Below are 22,095 nucleotides of genomic sequence, written 5' to 3'. Positions count from 1 at the left end.
GTATCCGGCGCCCCTTTTTCTTGGGCGCCGCAGAACGTATGGTCACGCGCTCCTTATCGTGATCGTCATGGCTTCAGATTTTTCCTCTGCATTCTCTTTGCATCAATCCGGGCGGCTCGCCGAAGCCGAGGCGCAATATCGCGCGCTTCTTGCGGCTGCTCCAGATGATGGCCGCACGCTGGCCCATCTCGGATTGGTGCGGGCCCAGCGCGGCGCGCTGGAAGAGGGGCGCGATCTCCTCGATCAAGTCGTTCTCCGTGAGCCGGGTAATGCCATGGCTGCCTATCACCTCGGTACGGTACTTGCCGCGATGGGGCAAATGGAGGAGGCGCTGGCCCGTTTCATCGCGGGGCTTATTTCCAATCCCGGCGATATCGAACTTCTCTTCGCCAAAGCCAACACGGAATTTCAGCTAGGCCAGTACGCGGCGGCGGCGGCGAGCTACGCGGCGGTGGATGTGCTTACGCCCGACCGCGAGGATGTGCTGCTCAATTGGGGCAGCGCGTTGCAGGAAGAGGGCAAGGTGGAGGAGGCGCTCGCGCTCTGTGATCGTGTGCTCGCGCGTACCCCCAATCATGCGGGCGCGCACAACAATCGCGGCAATGCCTTGCGGCTGATGAACCGGCTTGAGGAGGCTTATGCGGCCTTCGATGCTGCGCTGAAATCCGCGCCGCAATATGATCTTGCCCGTTTCAACCGTGCCACTGTGCTGGAAATGCTTCGCCGTTATGACGAAGCCTTGCGCGATTGCGTGGCCGTTCTGACGCGCGCGCCGGACCATGCCGGTGCGCTTTCTCTGCGCGGTGCCATTCTGATGGGGCTGGATCGTTATGACGAAGCGCTTGCCGCTTTCGAACGGGCGCTGGCGATCGATCCAACTCTTGAGCGCGCCATTCACGGGCGCATCGCGGCATTATTATCAGTGAGCCGCTGGGAAGACGCTCTTGCGGCCAGCAATAGCGCGCTCGCGCGTCAGCCAAACTCGGCCACTGCGCATAACAATCGTGGTGCCGCCTTGATGAAGCTGCGGCGGGAAGAGGAGGCGGAAGCCGAATTCGCTGCGGCTTTGGCGCTCGATCCAGAAAGCGCGGAAGGCTATTTCAATCAAGCAGGGCTTCGTTATACGCAGGATCGGCTCGAAGACGCTTATGCCGATTGCAATCTGGCTCTGGAGAAGCGCCACGACTTCGTTCCGGCTAAAAGCTTTCGCTTTGCCCTGGCGGCGCATCTTTGCGATTGGCAGCGGCGTGGAGAGCTGGATACAGAAATGGCCGCGCTTACAGAGGCGGGCGAGAAGATCGATCCCTTTGTGCTCACCTATGCGTTCGATGATCCGGCGCTGCATTTGAAAGCAGCTAAGCGCATTGCCGATAAGGTGCAGCCTGCCTTATCGGCTGGGCGAGTTACCGAACGTGATCGCTTGCGGGTGGCCTATCTCTCCGCCGATTTTCGCAATCACCCTGTCACGCATCAAGCCATTGAACTCTTCGAATCTCACGATCGCGCTCGGATCGAGCCGATTGCGGTCGCGCTCTGGCCTTTGCCGGAAGGCGAACTTGGTGACCGGCTGCGGGGCGCCTTTTCCTCGGTCGTGGAAGCCTATGACCGTTCCGACCGGGATATCGCGCGCCGTCTTGCGGAATTAAAGATCGATATTGCGGTGGAGCTCGGCGGTTATACCGATAAGGCGCGCCCGGCGGTGCTTGCCTGGCGCCCGGCACCGATAAGTGTGAGCTATCTCGGCTATCCGTCCACTTTGGGCGCGGCCTATATCGATTACATCATCGCGGATGCGGTCACGATACCTTCGGAAGACGACGTTTATTACACCGAAAAGCCCGTCCGGCTGGGTACCTGCTTCATGCCTTTCGACAGCAGGTGCGAAAGCGTCGCCACGCCGCCGTCCCGTGCTACGGAAGGACTGCCCGAAGAGGCACTGGTCTTCTGCAATTTCAACAAGACCGACAAGCTGACACCGGAGATATTCGCGCTCTGGATGCGGCTTCTCAAAGCCGTGCCGGGCAGTATCTTCTGGCTCAATGTGCAGAACCAGACTGCGCGGCGCCATCTGCATGAAGAAGCCGTGCGCAACGGCATTGCGCGGGAGCGGATCATCTTTGCCGCCCGCACACCCTCCCGCGCCGATCACTTGGCGCGGCTTGCGCTGGCAGATCTCTTTCTGGACAGCTTTCCCTATAACGCGCACGCCACTGCCAGCGATTTTTTGGCGGCGGGTGTGCCCCTTCTTACGCTCAAGGGCAAAAGCTTTGCCTCGCGCGTGGCCGCCAGCTTGCTCACACAGGTGGGGGCGGAGGAACTGATAGTTTCCGATTTCTCCGCGTATGAAATGAAAGCGCTGGAACTCGCCCGCCACGCAGCGATGCGCGCGGAAATCAGAAATCGTGTCACCGCCAACCGGCGCACCGCGCACGACACGGAAAAACTCGCCCGCGCGCTGGAGGAGGCTTATTTCCGCATGTGGGATCGGCGAAAGCAGGGGCTTAAGCCCGAAGCCATCACGCTCTAACGGCCTTGCCGTTGATCTTCACATCGTGGAGTACAAGATTTCTCACAAGGCCTAGGGTGTTTTCCTTGGCGACGCCATTCAACTCGCAATGCGAGAGTGTGACGTCTTCGATTACGCCATTCGGCAAGCCGCGGATATCGAGCGCAGTCTCGCTTTTGCCGCTCACCACATTTTCAAGGCTGAGGTTGCGCAAGACCGGGCGATAGGGGCCATTGCCGGCCTCTTCATAATCGAAATGCACCGCCAGAACGGCATGGGCAATCTCGCCAATAACGATATTGCGGAAATGGATGTTTTCCAGCACGCCGCCGCGCACGGCATTGTTCTTTATGCGGATGGCGTTATCGAGGTGCGGGCTATCCATGCGGCAGTTCTCGACAAAAACATTGCGCACCCCGCCGGTGATCTCGCTGCCAATGGAAACGCCGCCATGGCCATTTTTCATATGGCAATTTCGTATCACTACATTTTCCGTTGGGGTGTGTAGGCGGCGGCCATCACCATTGCGCCCGGACTTGATCGCGATACAGTCATCGCCGGTGTTAAAGGTGCAATCCTCAATCAACATATCCTGGCAGGATTCCGGATCGCAGCCATCGGTATTGGGGCCTGTGCTGTCGATGGTGAGCCCGCACACGATCACATCGCGGCATAGGACGGGATGCACTTCCCAGAACGGCGCGTTGCGGATGGTGACGCCTTCAATCATCACCTGCTGGCAGCGATAGGGTTCGAAAAAGCTCGGGCGCAGATAAAGGCCCGCACCAAAGCGCCGCTCTTCCACTGGCGTGTCGGCATCGCCCATTGCAAACAGCTTGTCGCGCGCGGCGGATTGATTGGGTCCAAGCCCTTTGCCTTTCCAGTTCCACCAGGCGGTGTCGCCCGCTTGCCCGTCCAGAACGCCTTTGCCTGTGACCGCGATATTCTTCTCTTCGAAAGCATAGATCAGCGGCGAATAATTCATGCATTCCACGCCCTCAAAGCGCGTCAGCACCAAAGGGAGATAATCCTCAGGGGCGGTGGAGAAGGCGAGGGTGGTTCCCTCGGCGAGGTGGAGGTTCACATGGGATTTGAGGTGAATGGGCCCGGTCAGCCAGTGTCCTGGGGGGGACCACCACGCGCCCGCCACCCGCCGCATTGCAGGCGGCAATCGCCCGCGCGATGGCGTCCGTTGCCTTTTCGCCCGCGCGTGCGCCATAGGCCGCAATTGAATAGTCGCGGGCCGGAAAATGAGGCTTGCGAATACGCGCCACAATGGCGTCTGCCTTCGCCCAAGTATCCGGCTCTGAACGCGCAGTGGTGGTGACACTGGCAGCTGCCAGACATTGCAGAAGGCGGCGGCGGGTTGGCATCGTAATTGGTCCCAAATCACAGCCCATTTTAGCGAAGTTGTGACATCTGTCATCGTGACGCTCTGTCTATGGAGCGGGTTCGGCAACAAAGCGTCGCTGCGGGCGTTGCCTTGTCGCAAATAGCGACCGGAACTCCTGTCATGAGTCTGCCCTATGAACGCGCCGCCCCATCCGATGCTGCTGTCATCACCGATCCGGCGGAGTTCACGTCGCTCAAACCCGAATGGCAAGCGCTCTGGCGAAGGAGCGCGCGGGCGACGCCGTTTCAATCTCCTGACTGGTTGATCGCGTGGTGGGATATTTTCGCGCCGGGCGAGCTTTTCATTCTTACCCTGCGCCAGGAGGGCCGGCTGGTTGCGCTCGCGCCGCTTTATCGCGAGGGGCGGCGGCTTCTGCCCATTGGGATTTCTTTATCGGACTATCAGGACATCCTTATAGATCCCGAGTTTTTGGATATCGCGTTGGAAGGTCTCGGCGATGCTTTGGCTGATCTGCGTGATGTAGACACGCTTGTCTTCGATGAGGTTAAGCCCGACGCTTTGGCTTTGGGGCTTTCGATTTCAAGCTGGCGGGAGCATCTGGGCAGCGCCAGCCCTTGCCCGATCCTGCCTCTGCCGGATCGCGTGGAGTCGTTGAAGCTCACCGTCCCCGTGATGCGGCTTCGTCATTTGCACACCGCAAGGCGGCGGGTCGCGCGACGGGGTGACAGTGCCATTCTGGAGGGCGATGTTGATAATGCTGGTGCTCTGCTTGCAGATCTAGCCCGGCTCAACGCCCTGCATTGGGACAGCAAGCAAAGTGTCTTTTCTGATCCGCGGGTAGCGGCGTTTCATGCCGCTGCGATGCCGGCCATGATGCAGGCAGGCGTGGTGCGGCTTTACGCGCTCACGATCAATGATGCGGTGGCGGGCGTCTATTACGGCTTTTGTCATAACGGCATCGCCTATGCCTATCTTGGCGGCTATGACCCGGAATATGCGTTTGAAAGTCCAGGCGCGGTGTTGATCGGCTACGCCATGGAAGCGGCCATCCGTGATGGCTGCGGCCAGTTTGATTTCTTGCGCGGAAATGAAGCCTATAAATATGAATGGGGCGCTGCCGACCGCTTCAATCTGCGCTTCACGCTGAGCCGCAATGGCTGATCTGGAACACCTCCTCGCCGCCTGCTGGGGCTTCGCCGTTTGTGCAATGGCACGCGAGACTTAAAACTATGGGGCGGCGAAGTCTTCGTGCTGCGCAAACCCCTTTCTTTTAAGAGGAGGGGGCATGGGTTGCGCCTTGGTTTAAGGCGGCGGCATGGCCCGAGCGAGAGATTTCCCGGCAATGTTCAGCGCAGCGCCGGCAAACCGAGACGCAATCCTCCATCTGGCCGAGTTTTTCGCAGTTTTCGCCACACGTCTCACAGATCCCGACGCACAGCGCGGCCATCTGCGTGTGAAATTGGCTTTTATGCGCGAGCAACTCTGCTGTCGTGGCGCAGACCGCGGCGCAGTCGAGCAGCAGGCGGATGTGCTGCGGGCGGGCGTGTTCGCCGCCCAGTTCCAAACAATGCACGAGCGCCATGGAATGACAGGTGAGGGAACAATGGGCGAGGGTCGCAAGCGCCTCATGCGCTTTGCTGTCGAGCTGATGCATGATTCATCCTTTGGCGGGTTTGGCGGATATGCCGGGGGTTGAAAGCCCATCGGCGCGTTCGAAGCCTGGGGTCGGGCTGGCGGAATCGGGACCGTGATGGATCGTGATATTGGCGGCGGGTACGTCGTTCTCCCCGCTCTGATGCGCGGCCAGTTCCGCCTCAATTTCCGCTGCTGCGCGCTGCCAATGTTCGCCATCACGGCCCAGAGGGCGCCCGTCGGTTTCCCAGAGTCGATAGGCCCTGGCGCGGATAAGCTCTTCCTTTTGCATGGTTTTCCTCCTTCGAGCGGAAGGAAAACGCGCCGCAAGAGGCGTTGTTCACATTCGCGCGCCGGTTCTGCAATTTCTCCAAACTGGACTTGAAACCGAGTACTCTGTGAAATAGAGTAATCTGGTTACGGGCGTGATGTGCCTGGCATTTCCGAGGCCGACTTTCCGGCCTGGACCTTTTGGGGAGGGTAACGTGGCTGAAGAATCCGTCGTCAGCTTGCGCGATGTGGTGAAGACTTATGATGACGAAGGGCTCTCTGTGCATGCCCTCAACGGGCTTTCCTTCGATATCCCCAAGCGCCGCTTTGCCATGATCGTGGGCCCGTCGGGTTCGGGTAAGACGACCTTGCTCAACCTCATCGGCTGCATCGATAAGCCGACCACCGGCGCCATTCATGTGGCGGGTGAGGATGTCGGCAAGATGGGCGATACCAAGGTGACGGATTTCCGCGCCAAGAACATCGCTTTCATCTTCCAGAATTTCAGCCTGTTCCCGGTTCTCTCCGCTTACGAGAATGTGGAATATCCGCTCCTCTTGATCGGCATGAGTGCCAAGGAACGGCGCGAGCGCACGCTCTCTATGTTGGAAGCGGTGGGGCTGGCCGACCAGGCGCGGCAAAGGCCGAACCAGCTTTCCGGCGGGCAGAAGCAGCGTGTCGCCATCGCGCGCGCCCTGGTGAAGCATCCCGAAATCGTGCTCGCCGATGAGCCGACCGCCAATCTCGACAGCGAGACAGGCCTGCAGATCATCGAGCTGATGCACAAGATGCAGCATGAGCAGGCGGTGAGCTTTATCTTCGCCAGCCACGATCCCCAGCTCATCAGCCATGCCGAGGAGACCTACATCATCCGTGACGGCAAGCTCCTGGAGCACCGTTCGGGAGCGGTGCAATGATGCTGTTCAAGATCGCGCTCAGGAATATCCTGCGCAACGGCCGGCGTTCTTTGATGACCGCCTCGGCCATCGCGGTGGGCGCCGTCGCGCTCACCTTGTTCGGGGAATATAATGACTTTGTCTTCCTCGGCCTCGAAACCCAAACCGTGATGCAGACGGGGCATCTCGCCGTCTATAAGCAAGGCTATTTCGATTTCGGCAGCGGTAATCCCGCGGGATATTCGATTTCGCGCTATGAAAAGGTGATGGAGACCATCAAGACCGATCCGGTCTTGAAGCCAATGCTCAGAGTGGTGACCCCTACGGTCAATCTCTTCGGCATCGCGGGCAACTTCTCCATCAACGCCTCCAAGACCTTTTTCGGCACCGGCTTTGTGCCCGCCGACCGCGAGCGTATGCGCCATTGGGACCCGTATCATCTCATCACCGCCGATTATCATTTCCCGCCGCTCGGCATTTCCGATGCCGATATCAATCGCGGTGTCATCGGTGTCGGCATGGCCCGCGTTTTGGGGCTTTGCGGTCCCTTGAAGGTCAAGAACTGTCCTGCTCAGCCGGTTGAGAAGCCAAAAGAGGCCGCATCCGTCCCCGCTTCAAGCGTGGATTTTGCAGAGCTTGCCGCACGTGATGTGCCCGCGGCAGAAAAATCCGGCACCACCGATATGCCGCGTCTCGACCTTTTAAGCGCCACCGCCTCCGGTGCGCCCAATGTGGTCAGCTTTTATGTGACGGGCGCGCAAAACCAGGGCGTCAAGGAACTCGACGATATGTTCGTCGGCATGAATCTGAAGCTGGCGCAGGAACTGCTCTATGGCCGCGGTGAGCACAAGGCCGTGTCGCTGATCCTACAGCTCAACCGGACCCAGGATATGTCTGCGGTGAAGGCGCGGCTGGCTCAGATTTTCGCCGAACAAAAGCTCGATCTTGAAGTGCATGACTTCACCGAGACGGCGGCGGGCTATACCCAGATCAAGAGTTTCCTCACCGTGCTCTTTGTCTTTCTCGCCGTCATCATGGGCGTGATCGTGATCTTCACCGTCATCAATACCATGAGCATGAGCGTGATGGAGCGGACCCAGGAAATCGGCACCGCCCGCGCCATGGGCGTGCGCCGGAGCGGCATCCGCGTGCAATTTTTGATCGAAGGGCTGTTGCTTGGCGCATTCGGGGCCACGGCGGGGCTGATCTTGGGCTCGGCGTTGGCGGTGTGGTTCAATCACGCCAATATCATGTACACCCCGCCGGGGCGCGCCCAGGCTGTCGCGATCCGCTTGCTGGTCAATGATTTCCCGCTTCTCGTGCGTATCTGGATCAGCCTTGTCATCATCGCCACCATCGGCTCGCTCGTTCCGGCCAATCGTGCCTCGCGCATGAAGGTCGTCGATGCGCTGCGTCACGTCTAAAGGGGATGACCATGTTGAAAATTGCTTTCCGCAATGTCCTGCGCAATGGCCGCCGCTCCTTGATGACGGCATCCGCCATCGCGGTTGGCGCCGCCGCGCTTATTCTCCTCGGCGAGTATAACGGCATGGCCATGGTGGGTATGCAGACCGGCATCATCCGCTCGGCAGGCCATCTCACCCTCTTCAAAACGGGGTATTTCGAGTTCGGAAGTGCCCAGCCCATGGCCTATGGCATCGGCGACTACCCAAAGATCATCGCCGCGATCAAGGCGGATCCTCAGGTGAAAGATAAGTTGCGCGTCGTTACGCCGACCGTGACCCTCGGCGGCATTGCGGGTAACACCACGGTGGATCGCTCCAAGACTTTCTTCGGTCAGGGCTTCGTGCCGTCTGACCGCGATAAGATGCAAAGCTGGGATGAATACCGCCTCAGCCCGCATGGCCGCTACGATACGACTGGCCTGAAAGATGCAGATATCGATCGTGGCGTGGTCGGGCAGGGGCTGGCGCGCATCTTGGGGCTCTGCCAACCGTTAAAGGTCAAGCATTGTCCGAAATCGGCTGAGCTGGATAGTGCGATGGCGGGAAAGACGCCTGAGCTTCAGCTTTTGAGCGGCGCGTCTGGCGCACCGAACATCGTCAATTTCCATCCCACCGAAGCCCAAGGCATGGGCGCCAAGGAGTTGGAGGATAGCTACATCGCCATGAACCTGCCGCTGGCGCAGCAGCTTCTCTATGGCGGCGGCGAAAAGAAGGTCACCGCGATTGTGGTACAGCTTAACCGCAGCGAAGACATGGCGGCGGTGCGCGCGCGGCTGAACGCGCTAGTGACGGAAAAGCATTTCGATCTTGAAATCCGCGACTATAAAGAAGTGCAGCCGTCCTTCCTTCAGATCATGGGCTTCCTGCAGGTGGTGTTCGCCTTCCTGACTGTCGTGCTTGGCATCATTGTGCTCTTCACCACCGCCAATACCATGGGCATGAGCATCATGGAGCGCACCGCCGAAATCGGCACGGCCCGAGCCATGGGCGTGCGCCGGGGCGGCATCCGCAGCCAGTTCCTTCTCGAAGGTGCCATCCTCGGCGTCTTTGGTGCGACGGGCGGGCTGCTGCTGGGACGTATCGCGACCTATTTCATCAACCGTGCCGATATCCAATACACGCCGCCCGGAAATTCCAGTCCCGTGCAGCTTTATCTTCTGGCCCACGGCATGGAAGGGCTGATGGCCACGATCTGGATTGTTCTGGTGATCATGGCGACGCTCGCCTCGATCGTTCCTGCTAACCGCGCGGCCCGCATGAATGTGGTCGACGCCCTGCGCCATGTTTGAGAGAGAGCCATGAGAAAACCGATGAAACATGTCCTGATTGGTCTCGCTATTGCGCTCACCCTGTTCGAAGGTGCCCGCGCTGCCGAGCCAACCGCACAGGAGATCATTGCGGGCGTGGATGCGGGCCGTAATCCCGGCCAGAGCTTCCGGGTGACGGATGTCCTCACCGAATATGTCAACGGCAAGCCGCAGGCCTCTAATCAGCTCGTCGTCTTCGTGCGTCAGAACAAGACCACCAAGCAATACGACAATCTCGTGCGCTATGTGCTGCCGGTGCGTGATGCGGGCAAGATGGTGCTGATGAACGGCTCCAATATGTGGTTCTATGATCCCTCGTCAAAGGCTTCGGTGCGCATCTCGCCACAACAGCGCCTCCTGGGGCAGGCCTCCAACGGCGATGTGGCGACGGTTAACCTTTCGCGGGATTACAACTCCACACTCCTCGGAGAGGAAAAGCTCAACGATGCCGATAAACAGCCCCGCGATTGCTGGCATCTGGAATTGAAAGCCGCCAATGACGAAGCGGTCTATTCCCGCATCGAGTTCTGGATCGAGAAGGGCACCAATCGCCAAATCAAGGGCAAGTTCTTTTCCGACAGCGGGCGGCTTCTGAAGATCGCCTATTATCATAAGTTCACGCCCATGATGGGCCGTATGATCCCGGCCGAAACCATTGTGATTGATGCGGTGAACCAAAATCTCATCACCACCATGGCCATGAGCGATATGCAGGCGCGCGATGTGCCGGATTCCTGGTTCCAGCGGGACTTCCTGCCCAGGTTGAAGATCGACTGATGAAAAAGGCGATACTGTTTCTGGCGGCGGCATTCTGCGTTCCGGCTGCCGCCCAAGAGGATAAAGACCTCGATCTCATCCCGGGCAGTGTCGCCAATGCGGCGGCGCCTTCGAGCGCGGCCAAGGATCAGGGCAAATATTCGCTAGATGATGCTTTCGGCTGGTATGGCTTTCGCGGCCAGCTCGCCGTACCGCTGTCGGGCGGCATGCCGTCGCGCTGGGCCAATCGCTTGAGCTTTGATGGGCTCGACACCTTTACGCTTTCGCCAGCGCTGAGCTTCACCGCCAGCGATCGGCTCAGCCTTGCTTCTGCGGATGGTATCGGCTTTCCCAATAAGGCGCTGCGCAATGATATCCGCGAGGCCTATTTCACCTATGAAGCCGCGCCGCAGACCTACCTCGAAGCGGGGCGGATCAATCTGCGCTATGGCGTGGCTTATGGCTATAACCCCACCGATTTTTTCCGATCGCGCACCAGCGTGGCGCAGTCCTCTTCCGATCCTGGCGCGCAGCGTCTGAACCGCCTCGGCACCGTTCTTTTACGGGGCCAGCATTTCTTCGACGGCGGGGCGGTGGAGCTTGTCTATGCCCCGAAGCTCCACAGTCCCGTGCCGCTGGGGCTGACGCCGGGGCCGTTTGATCCCAAGATCGATCAGACCAATGGATCAGACCGGCTTCTCGCGGCCTTCAGCTTCGAGCTGGAGGAATTCAGCCCGCAAATGCTGGTCTATTACGAAGGCGGGCGCACCAAATTCGGTCTCAACCTGTCCCATCCCATTGGCGCCAGCGTGATCGCTTATGCAAGCTGGGCCGGGGACATGGCGTCGTCCGCCACCGTCGATGCTTTCGCTTTTGCCAAGCGCACACGCACATTTCCGGCCACCTTGCCGGTTACCCCGACACAAAGCCTCTCGCGCGGCTTTAAGAACGATCTCTCCGTGGGCGCCAATTGGAGCGGTGAATATAAAGAGAGTATCACTATCGAATATAACTTCCATCAAGCAGGCTTTTCGCAAGCTGATTGGAAGGATTGGTTCGCCACCGGTGCTAACCCGGCCTTCTCGCAGGTGATGTGGTATCTGCGCGGCTATGCCAGCGATATCCAGCAGCCGATGAGCCGCCATCAGGCCTTTGTTCGTGCCGATTGGGCCGAGCCCTTCCACATCGAGCATGCGGATGTCGGGGCTTATGTGATGACGAACCTGTTGGATGGCTCTTCGATCGGGCAGATCTCGGCCTCTTATGATCTTTCCGATCAGTGGAGCCTCGGTATTTACGGCAGCGGCAGCATCGGCGGACGAAAGAGCGAATGGGGCTCGCTGCGCGGCTCATCCAGTGTGGTCGTACAGGCCGTGCGATATTTCTAAGCTCCATGCCTTTACGGCAGTTGGTCCCGATAGCGCCTCGCGGGCAGCATGATCTGCGCGTCAATTTCTATGGGAAGGGTCCGTGTGAACCACGGGCCTTTTTTTATTGCGCAACGCCAGCACCCAGCAAAGCCTGAAAAGTAGTAAGTACGCATACGGAATGTCGTAGCGTGACTGTGGCGCTGGAGTCATCGCCGCAGCTTGTTGCGCATGTTCAGGACGATTTCATCAGTGCGTCACGGGAATCCGACTTGATTTGCGGTGCATATTTTCGGATAGCGGAAGGCATCCAGAGACGTCTCCATGTCGATACGGAAAGTCCTCGCCGTCGTTGGTACGCGCCCTGAAGCCATTAAGATGGCTCCATTGATCGCGCGGTTGAAGCGGTGCGATGGAATTGACGTCAAGGTCTGCTCTACCGGCCAGCACCGTGAGATGATCCAGCAGGTGTTCGACCTCTTCGCACTCAAGCCCGATATCGATTTGGGTGTGATGCAGCCGAACCAGACCCTGGCCGCTTTAACGGCGCGCGTGCTCGAAGGTATGGAGGAGGTCCTTCAACGAACCCGTCCTGACCGGGTGCTGGTGCATGGCGATACCACGACCACCATGGCAGCAAGCCTTGCGGCTTATTACGGAAAAATTCCGGTCGGCCATGTGGAAGCGGGGCTTCGCACCCATGATATCTATGCGCCATGGCCTGAAGAGGTGAACCGGCGCATCTCCGATTCCATTGCCGACCGTCATTATGCGCCCACCTCGCGTGCGGCAGAAAATCTGCGTAATGAGAATATTCCCGAAAGCGGAATTGTGGTGACAGGGAATACCGTGATTGACGCGTTGTTTGATACAATGCGCGGCCCGCTGAAGGACGAAAACACCTTAGATCAATTGCGGACGCACTTTCCTTTCCTGGAGGCCGGGCGGCGGATAGTGCTTGTCACCTGTCATCGCCGCGAGAGCTATGGCACGGGGTTTCGCGATATCTGTGCCGCGCTGGAAAAACTTGCCCGCCGCAGTGATGTCTCCATTGTGTTTCCCATTCATCGAAATCCGAATGTGCGCGAGGTATTTTCGGTACTCTCCGACAAGGGTAATGTGCATCTGATCGAACCTTTGGATTACCTCTCCTTTGTCTATGTGATGTCCCGCGCCGATGTAGTGCTGACTGATAGTGGCGGCATCCAGGAAGAAGCGCCCTCACTCGGAAAGCCGGTGCTTGTGATGCGCAAGGTGACTGAGCGACCCGAAGCCGTTGCGGCCGGAACGGTGCGCCTTGTGGGTACCGATACGCATATAATTTTGGATGAGGTCGGCCGCCTGTTGGATGACGCGGCGGCCTATAGCGCCATGAGCGCGGTGCATAATCCTTATGGCGACGGCAAAGCCTCGGATCGCATCATCGCCTCCTTGCTGGAAGAGATGCCATGCCCAATCTCCTGATCTTGAGCTATGCCTTCCAGCCGGACAACACGCCTGCCGCGGCGCGGCCAAGCCAGTTGTTTCGCTATCTGGCCGAGGAGGGGGTGACCCCGTTTGTCCTGGCCTCTTCCAGCGATGGCGGGCGCAATGACGAGCCCCAGGTCATCCGCACGCCGGGGCTTCACGAGCCGTTATCGCGTCATGGCGCCGCTTTTGCTGCGCGCGGTTTCATGCGCTTTTTCGCGCCTTATAATGACCGCTTGCCTTGGGTGCCTTTCGCGGTTGCAGCCGCGAAAAAGATCATCCGGGAAAACGCTATTGATGCGATTTATTCGACATCGCCTTTCTTAGCCTCACATTTCGCGGCGGCTTGGTTGAAGCGTGAATTCGGCCTTCCCTGGATCGCGGATTTTCAGGACCCGGTCTGCGATAATCCGTTCCGCACAAGGCGCTGGATTTATCCTTATGACCGGCTGATCGAGCGCACCATTTTTCGCGAGGCGGATCGGTTGATCGCTAATACCGATGCTATCGCGCAGGTATGGCGCACGCGATACCCTGATCGCGCCAATGATATCGCGGTGATGTGGAACAGCTTTGATCCTGAAGAGCCGGTGGAGAGGGGACGCGCCACGCATGAAGGCGTGGCCACGAAAATTCTCGCCCATGTCGGCACGCTTTATGGCGGGCGCCATCCGGGACAGTTGCTGCAATCCTTGAAGCGGCTGGGAAGTAAAGAGGTACAGGTCCGCCTTACCGGCCCCATAGATGCGGCAGTGCTTCAGGCGCATGGGCCGATTTTTGCGGAGATGGAGCGCGAGGGTGCGCTTGCCGTAACCAACACGCTGGTACCGCGCGATGAGGCTTTGCGGCGCACGGCTGAAGCAGATTGCCTGTTGCTGCTTGATGTCAACGAGCGCAATGCCGCCTTTCAGGTGCCATCCAAGCTTCTCGATTATATCCGTATCGGCAAGCCGATCCTCGCCTATACCCCGGCTGCGTCGCCAGTGGATCGCATTCTGGCGCGCAGTGGCATCGCCTATGTGGCGATTGCGCCGGATATGAGCCCCGCGGAATCGGATGCGCGTCTGGCGCAATTCCTCGCCTTGCCGAATAGCCAGAACACGCCATCGCAATGGTTTTTGGAGAATTTCAGTGCCCGCACTCAAGCGCACAGCATCGCGGAGATGACGTGCGATATCTTGCAGCATCGCAGCAGCGTTACCTCCGGGCCAGTTGTAGTGGCGGAGCTCACGCGGCCGGAAGCGGCGCCTCCGGTGGGGCTCATGCCACGGTTGATGGACCAGCGGCCACTTTTGGTGACCACGGTTGATGCGGAAGAGGAGTTCGACTGGCAGCGGCCGTTAAGCCGCGACAACCGTGCCGTGACGGCCATGAGTTCGCAGGGTGTCCTGCAGCGTATTTTCGAACGCTATGGCATTACTCCGGTCTATTTCGTGACTTATCCCATCGTGACCCAGGCCGAAGGCTACCGGCTGCTGCAGGATCATGTGGTGGCGGGGCGGGCAGAGATTGGCGCCCAGCTTCATCCCTGGGTTACGCCGCCTTTTGAGGAAGAGGTCACACCCTTCAACAGCTTTGCGGGAAATCTGCCGCCGCAGCTAGAGTTTTCGAAAATCCGCGTGCTGACAGAAGCCATTGCCTCGCGCTTTGACCGCGCACCAAAAGCCTATCGTGCCGGGCGCTATGGCATCGGCCCTAACACGGTGATGGCGCTTTCTCGCCTGGGGTATGAGATCGACTCCAGCGTGGTCCCAGAATTTGGCTATCACGCCATTGGCGGGCCCGCATTCTTCGGCCGTCCAACCCGGCCCTATTGGCTGGATTCGGCAGGTGAGATACTCGAACTGCCTCTAACCTCCGCCTATATCGGCCGCCTCACGGGTGAAACCCCCTCCAGCCGCGCGCTTGCCAAAGGACTGTTCGAGGATGATGAGCGTCATGCCTTGTCGCGATCCTTGATGGCGCGATCCGGCCTGATGGAGCGCATCCGCCTCACGCCGGAAGGGACCAAAGTGTCCGATGCCAAGCGGCTGGTGCGCGCGCTTTTGAAGCGCGGCACGCGGATTTTCACTCTGTCCTTCCATTCGCCATCTCTAGTGCCGGGCAACACGCCTTATGTGCGTTCGGCCGCCGAACTCGAGAAATTTCTCGCCTGGTTCGAGGAGTTCTATGCGTTTTTCTTTGCTGAGATCGGCGGTGCGCCCGCCACGACCTCCCAGATTTATACCCTCGCCAAGCTCAATCGCAGTCAGAAGGCGGCTTTGCCATGACCATTCTGGCGACAGAGACACGGAACCTCTCGGCGCAGAACGATCTGCACCTGGTGATGTTGCCGTCCAATCGCCAAGCGGATCTTATCCGCAGTCAGGGCCTTGATCGCTTGGGGGTGCCAAACGCGCTTTCGCGATTGGGCGCGCGCGTGGCCTTTCTTGATGTCAATGCGTTTCCGAAAAATCCGCTCGCAAAAAAGCCGTCGCTGTATGCCAGCATAGATCCCTGGCGGGCGCTGCGCGTTCTCTTCACACAGCGCAATGCGAGCGTGGTCATCAGCTATTATCAATCGGGCGTGCTGGTTATCCTCGCTTTGCGCCATCTACTGGGCTTCAAACCCAAGGTCGTCATCATCGATATAGGGGATGATATCGGCTGGCGCATGCGGGCGCGGATCGTCGCGTTTTGTGTGAAGCGGGCGGATGCGGTTTTCACCTTTGCGCGCGGCCAAGCGGAATATTTGCGCGATAAATATCGCATAAAAAATGTTCATTTCTTGCGCCAGCAGGTGGACACGCGCTTTTTTACGCCTGCGGCAGAGGAGGGCGATTATCTTCTGGCAGTGGGCGGAGATGTCTCGCGCGATTACGCGCTGCTGGAGGAGGCCGTATTTCCCCTGGGCTGCAAGCTGGTGCTGAAAACCCATTTGAGGCCGCGCAATCCGCCAGCCCATGTCACGATAGTTGACGAGCGGATTTCAGATGCAGAGCTGCGTGCGCTTTACCGTGGCGCCAAGGCGGTGCTTCTACCGCTGAAAAATATGCGCCATCCCGGCGGAATCACCACGCTTTTGGAGGCCTTTGCCTGTGGTAAGCCCGTGGTGGCGAGCCTCTCGGATGGCATCAAGGATTATCTCAATCCGGGTGAGAACTGTTTAATCGTGCCTTGCGGTGATGCGGGTGCGTTTCGTTCCGCTGTTGAACGTTTGCTGGCAGATCAGGCTTTGTGCCTGCGCCTGGGGCAGGCGGCCCGGCAGTATGCGGAGGCCGAATTATCTCAAGATCGTCACGCCGCGCGTCTCATGGAGACTTTAAAGTGGCTCACATGTCAGGGGTGATGTTCCACCCGCGCCGCCAATTCCTTATGCGCCTTGCGTTGGGCCGCACGCTGAGGCGCGCCGGAGAGGTAATACCCAACCAGAGGCGTCACCGCGAAGGAGAGCGCGACCCAAATCCCCAAGATAAGCCACAGGGACATCAAAGAATTCCTTGCCGTTCCAAATCGCGCGATCGCGTGCCCGCAGTATAACCTGACTGGTCCGTCATCGCTACATGTAAGCTTTTAATACATTCCCCGAAGGAATGTGAGCCGATAGAGGACATTATGCGCATGAGCCGGATGGGAGACATTGCCGCTGCCCTTGCTCTTCTTCTCCTTTGTCTCCCAGCACTGGTTATCGTCTTCATAATGTTTGCACCGCTTCCTCTTGAAATAAGGGAAGAAATTTTGCCCGATGGTCGCCGGTTGCGGTTTTTCGCTTTGCGCGTGCGCCGGAATTCGCCTTGGGCGCAGCGTTGCGGAACTTTTCTCTGCCGCTTTCATGTCGATCGCGTGCCTATGCTGTTCAATGTCCTTAAGGGGGAGCTTTCGCTGCTGCCTCCCATGATCCGCCGCGAGCACTGACATGCTGCTGCATGTCTTTCCCAGTTTCGTCGTGGGCGGCTCGCAAATGCGCTTTGCAGCGCTGGCGAACCGCTTTGGGCGGGCTTTTCGCCATGTCGTGATCTCAATGGACGGGCGCACGGATTGCCGCGAGCGCTTGGCGCCAGGCCTGGATGTCAGCTTTCCTGTGCTCGGTTTCCGGCGGCGCGACACGCTTGGCAATATTCGCCTTTTCCGCAAACTTCTCAGCGAACTGAAGCCGCAGCGGCTGATCACCTATAATTGGGGTAGTATTGAATGCGCCATCGCTAACTGGCCGGGGCTCGCGCCTCATATCCATATCGAGGACGGGTTCGGTCCCGAGGAGGCGCAAGGCCAGCTTCGCCGCCGGGTGTTGACGCGGCGGTATGTGCTTGCGCGATCGACCGTGGTGTTGCCATCACAGACGCTTTTCCGCTTGGCTCGAGATGTCTGGCGCCTGCCGCGCCTGCGTTATGTTCCCAACGGGGTCGATTGCCGCCGCTTTGGGGCTCCCTCCATAAAGCCGCTCGCGATCCCGGGAGATGGTCCCCTGATCGGCACTGTCGCTGTGCTCCGGCCAGAGAAAAACCTTTCGCGCTTGATCGAAGCCGTGCGTCTGGTACGGCAGAAGCGCCCCTGCCGTTTGGTGATCGCGGGAGACGGTCCAGAGCGTGCCAAGCTTGAGCGTGAGGCTGCCCCGCTTGGAGAGGAAGTGTCTTTTCTCGGCCAAACGAGCGAGACCGACCGCGTTTACGCCGCGCTTTCCGTTCTGGCGCTGTCCTCCGACACCGAACAGATGCCCACGGCGGTTCTAGAGGCCATGGCGGCGGGGCTTCCCATCGCCGCGACTGATGTGGGGGATGTGCGCGAGATGGTATGCGCTGATAATCGTGCCTTTATCGTTCCCAAAAGTGCCGAAGCGCTCGCGGGCGCCTTGGAGGCGCTGCTCTCAGATAGCGAGCAGGCAAAATCCATCGGCGCGATGAACAAGGTAATGGCCGCGTCGCGCTATGACCAGGAACAGATGTTCGAAGCCTACGAGGCGCTCTTCTGCGGCACGAAGGTGATGGAGCCTGTGGCATGATCGGTGGATTGTTTTTCCTCGCCTCGATTATCGCGATCTTTATCGTCCTCATCTGGTTCACGCGGCAGGATGGGAGCGATGGCACCGGCGGTTTTCTGGCCATGCGGCCGCCCGATGCGGAGCCGCCGCGCGCAAAACCCAAACGCTGGTCACGGGAAGACGCGCTTCGGCGCTAGTCTACCGCTCCGCGCCCGACCAAGAGCCGCACTTTGCCTGTGATTTTGTTGCCCGATAAAAGCGCAGGAGATTTCGCATCGTTGCGCACAAAGATGGTCGGCGGGCCGTCATTGCGGAAGATGTTGTCAGAGATCGTCACCGGGCCAGCCGGGCGCTTGTCGCCTTCCTCGCCCAATATCACCGCCGCGGTTGGGTTCTCGGTTCGCGGTCCCTTCTGCAAGGTGTTGCCTGTCATTTCGAGGGCGCCGCCATTGGGAAGGTCGATGAGATAGCTTGACCGGCCACTGTCGCCGTCTTCGATCCGGTTGCCGATCACTTCCGTCCGTCGCGCCCGCGACTTTATATAATGGCCCGCAACGGCATCGCGAAAGTGCGACGTCTCAACCCTTAGCCTTGTGATGACCCCCGCGTAGATGCCGTGGGCGCAGCCTTTATTGGGCAGGCAGGCACCATTCTTCTCAAAACGGCTATCACGGACAATTAGCTCGGCCCCGCCATTATTCGCCGTCAGGATACCGTCTTGATTGTTCCGGAAACTGCAATGCTCCACCAAAAGACGCTGGCCATTGGCGCGAATGCCAGAGCCGTTACCTTCCGCTATGGAAGCGCCTTCAAAGCTGATGTTGCGGATGATGGCGTTGGGCGCGTTCACCACGAAAATCCCCGCGCCTTGGCAAATCGCCTCGCGCAGCACGGTCCCGTTTTCGCCCTCTATGGTGAGATCATCGACGGTCCAGGCTGCGCAATCGCGATAGCTCCCGGCGGCGATGTGGACCGTATCTCCTGGCTTGGCGGCGGCGATGGCCGCGCTCGGCAAGCTGAAAGCCGTTCCAGACCCGACCTCGAGTACCGCTGCCTGAGCGGGGACGACGAATGCAAATATCACCAGGGCGGCTTTCATGCGCTCTTGACCTCCGTGACGCGGGCTTCGCTACAAGGCGAGTGAGGAGATGGGGGAAGAAGATGCTCGCGCTGCCGGGAAAGATCGTGCACCCGCGCTTTGCTCGTTTCCGGGAGTATCGCATCGAGCTGGAGCAAGCCGGGCAGGGCGTGTGGAGTGCCTTTCGTGCTCTGGGCTTTTCTCTTGAGGAGGTACTCGCCATCGCGAAAGGCTGGGGCCGCGCGCTGAGCGGGATCGAGAAGCCTTGGCTGTGCTGGAACGTAGAGCATGAATGGTGTCTGGTGCAGCAAAAGCTCGTGACCGAAGCTGGCTGGACGCCGCTGGTAGGCTTTGATCCGCGCGTGGGTCCGCCGCGAAAAACAGTGTCCGGTGCGGTGGTGTTCGACTTTAACGCCGAACTTGGTCTGCCGTTGCTCTATCCGCACTTCCCGTTGGAATTTGCCTTTCTTTTCGCGCGGCGGCTCGCCTTCTGGCATTCCGATCTGCTTCTGCGGCGCGAGAAGATGGCCGAACTCGCGCGCATCTTCGCGGCCTTGCCTGATAGCGTAACGGCGGCATGTGAGGTCGATCCTGGGTTTCGCTATCGCTATTTGCCTTGGCGTCAGCGGTATTGGGAGCTTGTCGGCTGCACTACGGCTTCGGCGAGCCGGGACCAGTTCGAGAAAGGCTGCGGCTGGTGGATGGCCTTCTGGGCGCATCCCCATCAATCCCACCCCAAAACCATCCGGCGTTGGCGCTATTGGGATCATGGGGCGGGCATCCGCCATTGGCATCGCCATGAGGGTGGGCATTGTATGGTGCTTGATGGCCGCGATTATGAGGAAGGCCATTTCAGCAAAATCGGGCGGCTCGATTATCAGGGCGTGAAAGAGCCGAACGGCTCTGACGTTCGACGCAACATGTCCGAGGAGCTGGTGCGCCATTACGATCTTCGCACGGCATGTGGAAAGCTTGGGCTGGCGGACCTTCTCGATCACGGCGACCAAGGCAGAATATTCCATTTGGGATCAACCCCGCCGCGCGGCTGAACCGGGCGAGCTTGGAACTTCGCCCAGGCCTCGCGTGCGCCGGGCGCATTCAGATCGACCGCCGCTGCCAAGGCTGGCTGCAGCTGGGCGGGATAACCGTTGGGAGAGGAGGAATCTCCCATCATCTCGCCATCGCGATTGAGCTTGAAGGCCTTGGTCATATCCGGGCTGCCGCAGGCGATGGGCGGACCGCTGCGATACTCCTTGGGCAGGTTCGCGACGTAAAGCTTGGCCCAACTGTCGATGAAATGGCGGGGGCTGTCTTTCACCAGCATGTAGTATTTCGTCGCCATCACGGCGCAATAATCCGAATTGATCATGCGCTGAACCGGGAAGACGGCTTTCCAACGCGCGAAGGGCGTGAACTCATCAAAGCCAAGCTGCACCGCATAGCTGGCAGCCCAACTCAGATAATCATCCATCCACGGGGCCACGGAGTCGGCGGTATCACTGTCACGCAGAGCGGTATGGAAGATGTTCGCGGCACGGTTGTTGGAATATGCATTGTCATAGAACGCCGCATTGGCTTTCATTTGGCGCAGCAGAACCGGCTTTATCGGGTCACCATCCGGGGTGATGTAGGCGGCTTGCGCCATTGTGCGCAAGGACCAGCCTTGGCCGCGGATCTGATCCCAGCCGATCAGGCCTTTTTCAAAGCCATGATATTCCGGCGCCGTGCCCCAGCTATTCCATTGCGACCAGAATTGCAGCTCTTCGAGGTAGTAGCGCTCGCCGGTAAGAAGATACGGTACAAAAGCCAGCGAGGGTTCATGCGCGGGCTCGGCCGTGTAGGGCTTGGCCAATCCCGCCAAATCCGGCAGCGGAAGATTGGTTGGTCCGCGCCCCACAAAATTATAATGGGTGCTGATCTTGGGATAATCCTCCGACGTCGTTGGGCGGCCCGTTTTCTCATTGCGGTAGTGAGAGGGAAAGCTGCCGCTGAGATCGCCCGCGCTCAAGGTGAGTTCACGCGCTGCCGCGGAGCCACCGACAAGATAAGATACGGTCCAGCCGGGCAGAGGGCCAATATCCTGGCGCTGTCCTGTCACGGGCATGGCAGGATAGATAACGCCTGTTCCCATGGGCCCCCGATTGGCGGCGCGATAGAACCGCATCATGGCATCTGCCGGTGCATCGATCCCAGCCGCGTAGTTGGGGATGGCCCGCGCGCGCTTTAATTGCTCCAAGGGAGGGCGGATATAGCTTTCAGCGCTTTCGTCCCACCAAAACACTTGGCGCCAGCGCGTGTGAGATTGTTGAACAATCCTCTCTTGCGAGAATACCTGTTTTCCGCCGAGCATAATCGCAGCGGCATAGGCGACGGAGCGTGGGGCCGGCACATAGGTCCAGCCATTTTCCACCACCACCTCCACCCGCAATGGCTTACCCGGCCCATAGCTGCGCAAACCGAAACGCGCGGTGAGATGCACATCCGCGCGGCCTGAGGCATCACGCAAGGGGCCTGAAACCCACCATTCGGAAACCAGCGGTCCTTCCAGCCAGGTTTCCGCTTTAGTTTGAGCGAGGAGGGCGCGGGCAGATGCGCTCAGCCGTGTGGTACCGAGATCAAGGTTCACCACGGCGTCGAAATTGCCCGGCAGGGCCGCGCGGGTGACGGGAGCGCCTTGCGGCACCGCGCCGGGCGCGAGGATGAAGTTAATGGCCTGTCCATCGCGCGCGCGCGCCACAGTCGTGGTGATGATCGCATGGCGCAGCGAACCGTCTTTGTTGCGCGCCTTGGCATCCACTTGCAGCGGCAGTACCGCGCCGTTCTTGTCGCGTGCGGTGAGCGCGCCTTTTATCTCGCCTGGGGCGAAGACCATGCCGAAAGTGATGGGAACAGCGTTGCCTGCTGGCCCCACTGCTTCCAGCGAAAGGTCTGCCGCATAGGAGCTGCCGCAGAGGAAGAGAAATGCCGCCGCAAGATTTCGCTTCAAGCTTTTCTCCATGCTGCTGTCAAAGCTGCAAGAGCGTGGTATCAAAATGTAGC

At 59.3% G+C, this 22,095-nt stretch carries 20 protein-coding genes; 14 read left to right on the top strand and 6 right to left on the bottom strand.

The features are described 5' to 3' along the window. The first annotated feature begins 67 nt into the window (after nucleotides 1-67). A complete protein-coding gene (locus FHS83_RS00310; protein ID WP_167079739.1) occupies nucleotides 68-2,527 on the top strand; it encodes an O-linked N-acetylglucosamine transferase family protein in 2,460 nt (819 codons plus the stop codon). Here FHS83_RS00310 and FHS83_RS00305 read toward each other — a convergent pair. Further along, on the bottom strand, nucleotides 2,517-3,590 hold the full coding sequence (locus FHS83_RS00305; RefSeq protein ID WP_208414148.1) for a glycosyl hydrolase family 28 protein: 1,074 nt from the start codon (nucleotides 3,588-3,590) through the stop codon (nucleotides 2,517-2,519). The genes FHS83_RS00310 and FHS83_RS00305 overlap by 11 nt on opposite strands. 429 nt (nucleotides 3,591-4,019) lie before the next feature. Between FHS83_RS00305 and FHS83_RS00300 the strand changes: the two genes are divergently transcribed. Next, the gene (locus FHS83_RS00300; RefSeq protein WP_167079737.1) at nucleotides 4,020-5,021 is read left to right on the top strand and encodes a GNAT family N-acetyltransferase; all 1,002 of its coding nucleotides are present in this window, start codon (nucleotides 4,020-4,022) and stop codon (nucleotides 5,019-5,021) included. A 109-nt stretch (nucleotides 5,022-5,130) separates the two neighbouring features. Here FHS83_RS00300 and FHS83_RS00295 read toward each other — a convergent pair whose 3' ends face one another. Further along, on the bottom strand, nucleotides 5,131-5,514 hold the full coding sequence (locus FHS83_RS00295; protein WP_167079735.1) for a four-helix bundle copper-binding protein: 384 nt from the start codon (nucleotides 5,512-5,514) through the stop codon (nucleotides 5,131-5,133). A gap of 3 nt (nucleotides 5,515-5,517) precedes the next feature. After that, nucleotides 5,518-5,784 carry a DUF2934 domain-containing protein gene (locus FHS83_RS00290; protein WP_167079733.1) on the bottom strand — a complete coding sequence of 89 codons (267 nt, stop codon included), beginning with the start codon at nucleotides 5,782-5,784 and terminating at the stop codon, nucleotides 5,518-5,520. 193 nt (nucleotides 5,785-5,977) lie between these two features. Between FHS83_RS00290 and FHS83_RS00285 the strand changes: the two genes are divergently transcribed. The 8 genes from FHS83_RS00285 to FHS83_RS00250 all read left to right on the top strand — a co-directional run bounded on the left by FHS83_RS00285 (nucleotide 5,978) and on the right by FHS83_RS00250 (nucleotide 16,349). After that, nucleotides 5,978-6,679 carry an ATP-binding cassette domain-containing protein gene (locus FHS83_RS00285; RefSeq protein WP_208414147.1) on the top strand — a complete coding sequence of 234 codons (702 nt, stop codon included), beginning with the start codon at nucleotides 5,978-5,980 and terminating at the stop codon, nucleotides 6,677-6,679. Beyond that, nucleotides 6,676-8,082, top strand: coding sequence for an ABC transporter permease (locus FHS83_RS00280; RefSeq protein ID WP_167079729.1), 1,407 nt, complete (start codon nucleotides 6,676-6,678; stop codon nucleotides 8,080-8,082). Before FHS83_RS00285 ends, FHS83_RS00280 begins: the two co-directional genes overlap by 4 nt. Before the next feature lie 11 nt (nucleotides 8,083-8,093). After that, complete coding sequence (locus FHS83_RS00275; protein ID WP_167079727.1) at nucleotides 8,094-9,413, top strand: ABC transporter permease; 1,320 nt, start codon at nucleotides 8,094-8,096, stop codon at nucleotides 9,411-9,413. 9 nt (nucleotides 9,414-9,422) lie between these two features. After that, the gene (locus FHS83_RS00270; protein WP_208414146.1) at nucleotides 9,423-10,208 is read left to right on the top strand and encodes an outer membrane lipoprotein-sorting protein; all 786 of its coding nucleotides are present in this window, start codon (nucleotides 9,423-9,425) and stop codon (nucleotides 10,206-10,208) included. Beyond that, a complete protein-coding gene (locus tag FHS83_RS00265; RefSeq protein ID WP_167079725.1) occupies nucleotides 10,208-11,575 on the top strand; it encodes a hypothetical protein in 1,368 nt (455 codons plus the stop codon). Before FHS83_RS00270 ends, FHS83_RS00265 begins: the two co-directional genes overlap by 1 nt. A gap of 303 nt (nucleotides 11,576-11,878) precedes the next feature. Then, a complete protein-coding gene (gene wecB / locus FHS83_RS00260) occupies nucleotides 11,879-13,018 on the top strand; it encodes a non-hydrolyzing UDP-N-acetylglucosamine 2-epimerase (RefSeq protein WP_167079723.1) in 1,140 nt (379 codons plus the stop codon). Continuing rightward, a complete protein-coding gene (locus FHS83_RS00255; protein WP_167079721.1) occupies nucleotides 13,003-15,291 on the top strand; it encodes a glycosyltransferase in 2,289 nt (762 codons plus the stop codon). Before wecB ends, FHS83_RS00255 begins: the two co-directional genes overlap by 16 nt. Continuing rightward, nucleotides 15,288-16,349, top strand: coding sequence for a glycosyltransferase family 4 protein (locus tag FHS83_RS00250; RefSeq protein ID WP_167079719.1), 1,062 nt, complete (start codon nucleotides 15,288-15,290; stop codon nucleotides 16,347-16,349). The genes FHS83_RS00255 and FHS83_RS00250 overlap by 4 nt, the downstream gene beginning before the upstream one ends. On the opposite strand, the gene FHS83_RS00245 is transcribed toward FHS83_RS00250, so the two are convergent. Then, a complete protein-coding gene (locus tag FHS83_RS00245; protein WP_167079717.1) occupies nucleotides 16,340-16,489 on the bottom strand; it encodes a hypothetical protein in 150 nt (49 codons plus the stop codon). The genes FHS83_RS00250 and FHS83_RS00245 overlap by 10 nt on opposite strands. Before the next feature lie 126 nt (nucleotides 16,490-16,615). Between FHS83_RS00245 and FHS83_RS00240 the strand changes: the two genes are divergently transcribed. From FHS83_RS00240 to FHS83_RS00230, 3 genes are read left to right on the top strand one after another with little or no spacing between them, the layout of a single operon-like run. After that, a complete protein-coding gene (locus FHS83_RS00240) occupies nucleotides 16,616-16,915 on the top strand; it encodes a sugar transferase (protein ID WP_167079715.1) in 300 nt (99 codons plus the stop codon). A gap of 1 nt (nucleotide 16,916) precedes the next feature. Continuing rightward, nucleotides 16,917-17,999 (top strand): glycosyltransferase family 4 protein, encoded by a 1,083-nt coding sequence (locus FHS83_RS00235; RefSeq protein WP_167079713.1) that lies wholly within the window; start codon nucleotides 16,917-16,919, stop codon nucleotides 17,997-17,999. Next, nucleotides 17,996-18,175 (top strand): hypothetical protein, encoded by a 180-nt coding sequence (locus FHS83_RS00230; RefSeq protein ID WP_167079711.1) that lies wholly within the window; start codon nucleotides 17,996-17,998, stop codon nucleotides 18,173-18,175. Before FHS83_RS00235 ends, FHS83_RS00230 begins: the two co-directional genes overlap by 4 nt. On the opposite strand, the gene FHS83_RS00225 is transcribed toward FHS83_RS00230, so the two are convergent. Next, nucleotides 18,172-19,077, bottom strand: a complete 906-nt coding sequence (locus FHS83_RS00225) for a right-handed parallel beta-helix repeat-containing protein (RefSeq protein ID WP_167079710.1) — start codon at nucleotides 19,075-19,077, stop codon at nucleotides 18,172-18,174. The two genes, FHS83_RS00230 and FHS83_RS00225, sit on opposite strands and share 4 nt — an antisense overlap. 62 nt (nucleotides 19,078-19,139) lie before the next feature. Here FHS83_RS00225 and FHS83_RS00220 point away from each other — a divergent pair, with 62 nt between their 5' ends. Further along, nucleotides 19,140-20,105 (top strand): hypothetical protein, encoded by a 966-nt coding sequence (locus tag FHS83_RS00220; RefSeq protein WP_167079708.1) that lies wholly within the window; start codon nucleotides 19,140-19,142, stop codon nucleotides 20,103-20,105. On the opposite strand, the gene FHS83_RS00215 is transcribed toward FHS83_RS00220, so the two are convergent. Continuing rightward, nucleotides 20,051-22,042, bottom strand: coding sequence for a hypothetical protein (locus tag FHS83_RS00215; protein WP_167079706.1), 1,992 nt, complete (start codon nucleotides 22,040-22,042; stop codon nucleotides 20,051-20,053). The genes FHS83_RS00220 and FHS83_RS00215 overlap by 55 nt on opposite strands. Between the last annotated feature and the right edge of the window lie 53 nt (nucleotides 22,043-22,095).

Origin of the sequence: Rhizomicrobium palustre (genome assembly GCF_011761565.1) — a bacterium.
In the GTDB taxonomy this organism is placed as follows: domain Bacteria; phylum Pseudomonadota; class Alphaproteobacteria; order Micropepsales; family Micropepsaceae; genus Rhizomicrobium; species Rhizomicrobium palustre.
Note: the sequence above shows the minus strand (reverse complement) of the source record. Positions and strands in the feature narration are given on the sequence as shown.

Coding starts and splice junctions, on each gene's coding strand:
- FHS83_RS00220 (WP_167079708.1), top strand. CDS start 19,140: ATGCTCGCGCTGCCGGGAAAGATCGTGCACCCGCGCTTTGCTCGTTTC.
- FHS83_RS00255 (WP_167079721.1), top strand. CDS start 13,003: ATGCCCAATCTCCTGATCTTGAGCTATGCCTTCCAGCCGGACAACACG.
- FHS83_RS00300 (WP_167079737.1), top strand. CDS start 4,020: ATGAGTCTGCCCTATGAACGCGCCGCCCCATCCGATGCTGCTGTCATC.
- FHS83_RS00240 (WP_167079715.1), top strand. CDS start 16,616: ATGCGCATGAGCCGGATGGGAGACATTGCCGCTGCCCTTGCTCTTCTT.
- FHS83_RS00245 (WP_167079717.1), bottom strand. CDS start 16,489: ATGTCCCTGTGGCTTATCTTGGGGATTTGGGTCGCGCTCTCCTTCGCG.
- FHS83_RS00275 (WP_167079727.1), top strand. CDS start 8,094: ATGTTGAAAATTGCTTTCCGCAATGTCCTGCGCAATGGCCGCCGCTCC.
- FHS83_RS00280 (WP_167079729.1), top strand. CDS start 6,676: ATGATGCTGTTCAAGATCGCGCTCAGGAATATCCTGCGCAACGGCCGG.
- FHS83_RS00310 (WP_167079739.1), top strand. CDS start 68: ATGGCTTCAGATTTTTCCTCTGCATTCTCTTTGCATCAATCCGGGCGG.
- FHS83_RS00290 (WP_167079733.1), bottom strand. CDS start 5,784: ATGCAAAAGGAAGAGCTTATCCGCGCCAGGGCCTATCGACTCTGGGAA.
- FHS83_RS00295 (WP_167079735.1), bottom strand. CDS start 5,514: ATGCATCAGCTCGACAGCAAAGCGCATGAGGCGCTTGCGACCCTCGCC.
- FHS83_RS00230 (WP_167079711.1), top strand. CDS start 17,996: ATGATCGGTGGATTGTTTTTCCTCGCCTCGATTATCGCGATCTTTATC.
- FHS83_RS00235 (WP_167079713.1), top strand. CDS start 16,917: ATGCTGCTGCATGTCTTTCCCAGTTTCGTCGTGGGCGGCTCGCAAATG.
- FHS83_RS00250 (WP_167079719.1), top strand. CDS start 15,288: ATGACCATTCTGGCGACAGAGACACGGAACCTCTCGGCGCAGAACGAT.
- FHS83_RS00270 (WP_208414146.1), top strand. CDS start 9,423: ATGAGAAAACCGATGAAACATGTCCTGATTGGTCTCGCTATTGCGCTC.
- FHS83_RS00265 (WP_167079725.1), top strand. CDS start 10,208: ATGAAAAAGGCGATACTGTTTCTGGCGGCGGCATTCTGCGTTCCGGCT.
- wecB (WP_167079723.1), top strand. CDS start 11,879: ATGTCGATACGGAAAGTCCTCGCCGTCGTTGGTACGCGCCCTGAAGCC.
- FHS83_RS00225 (WP_167079710.1), bottom strand. CDS start 19,077: ATGAAAGCCGCCCTGGTGATATTTGCATTCGTCGTCCCCGCTCAGGCA.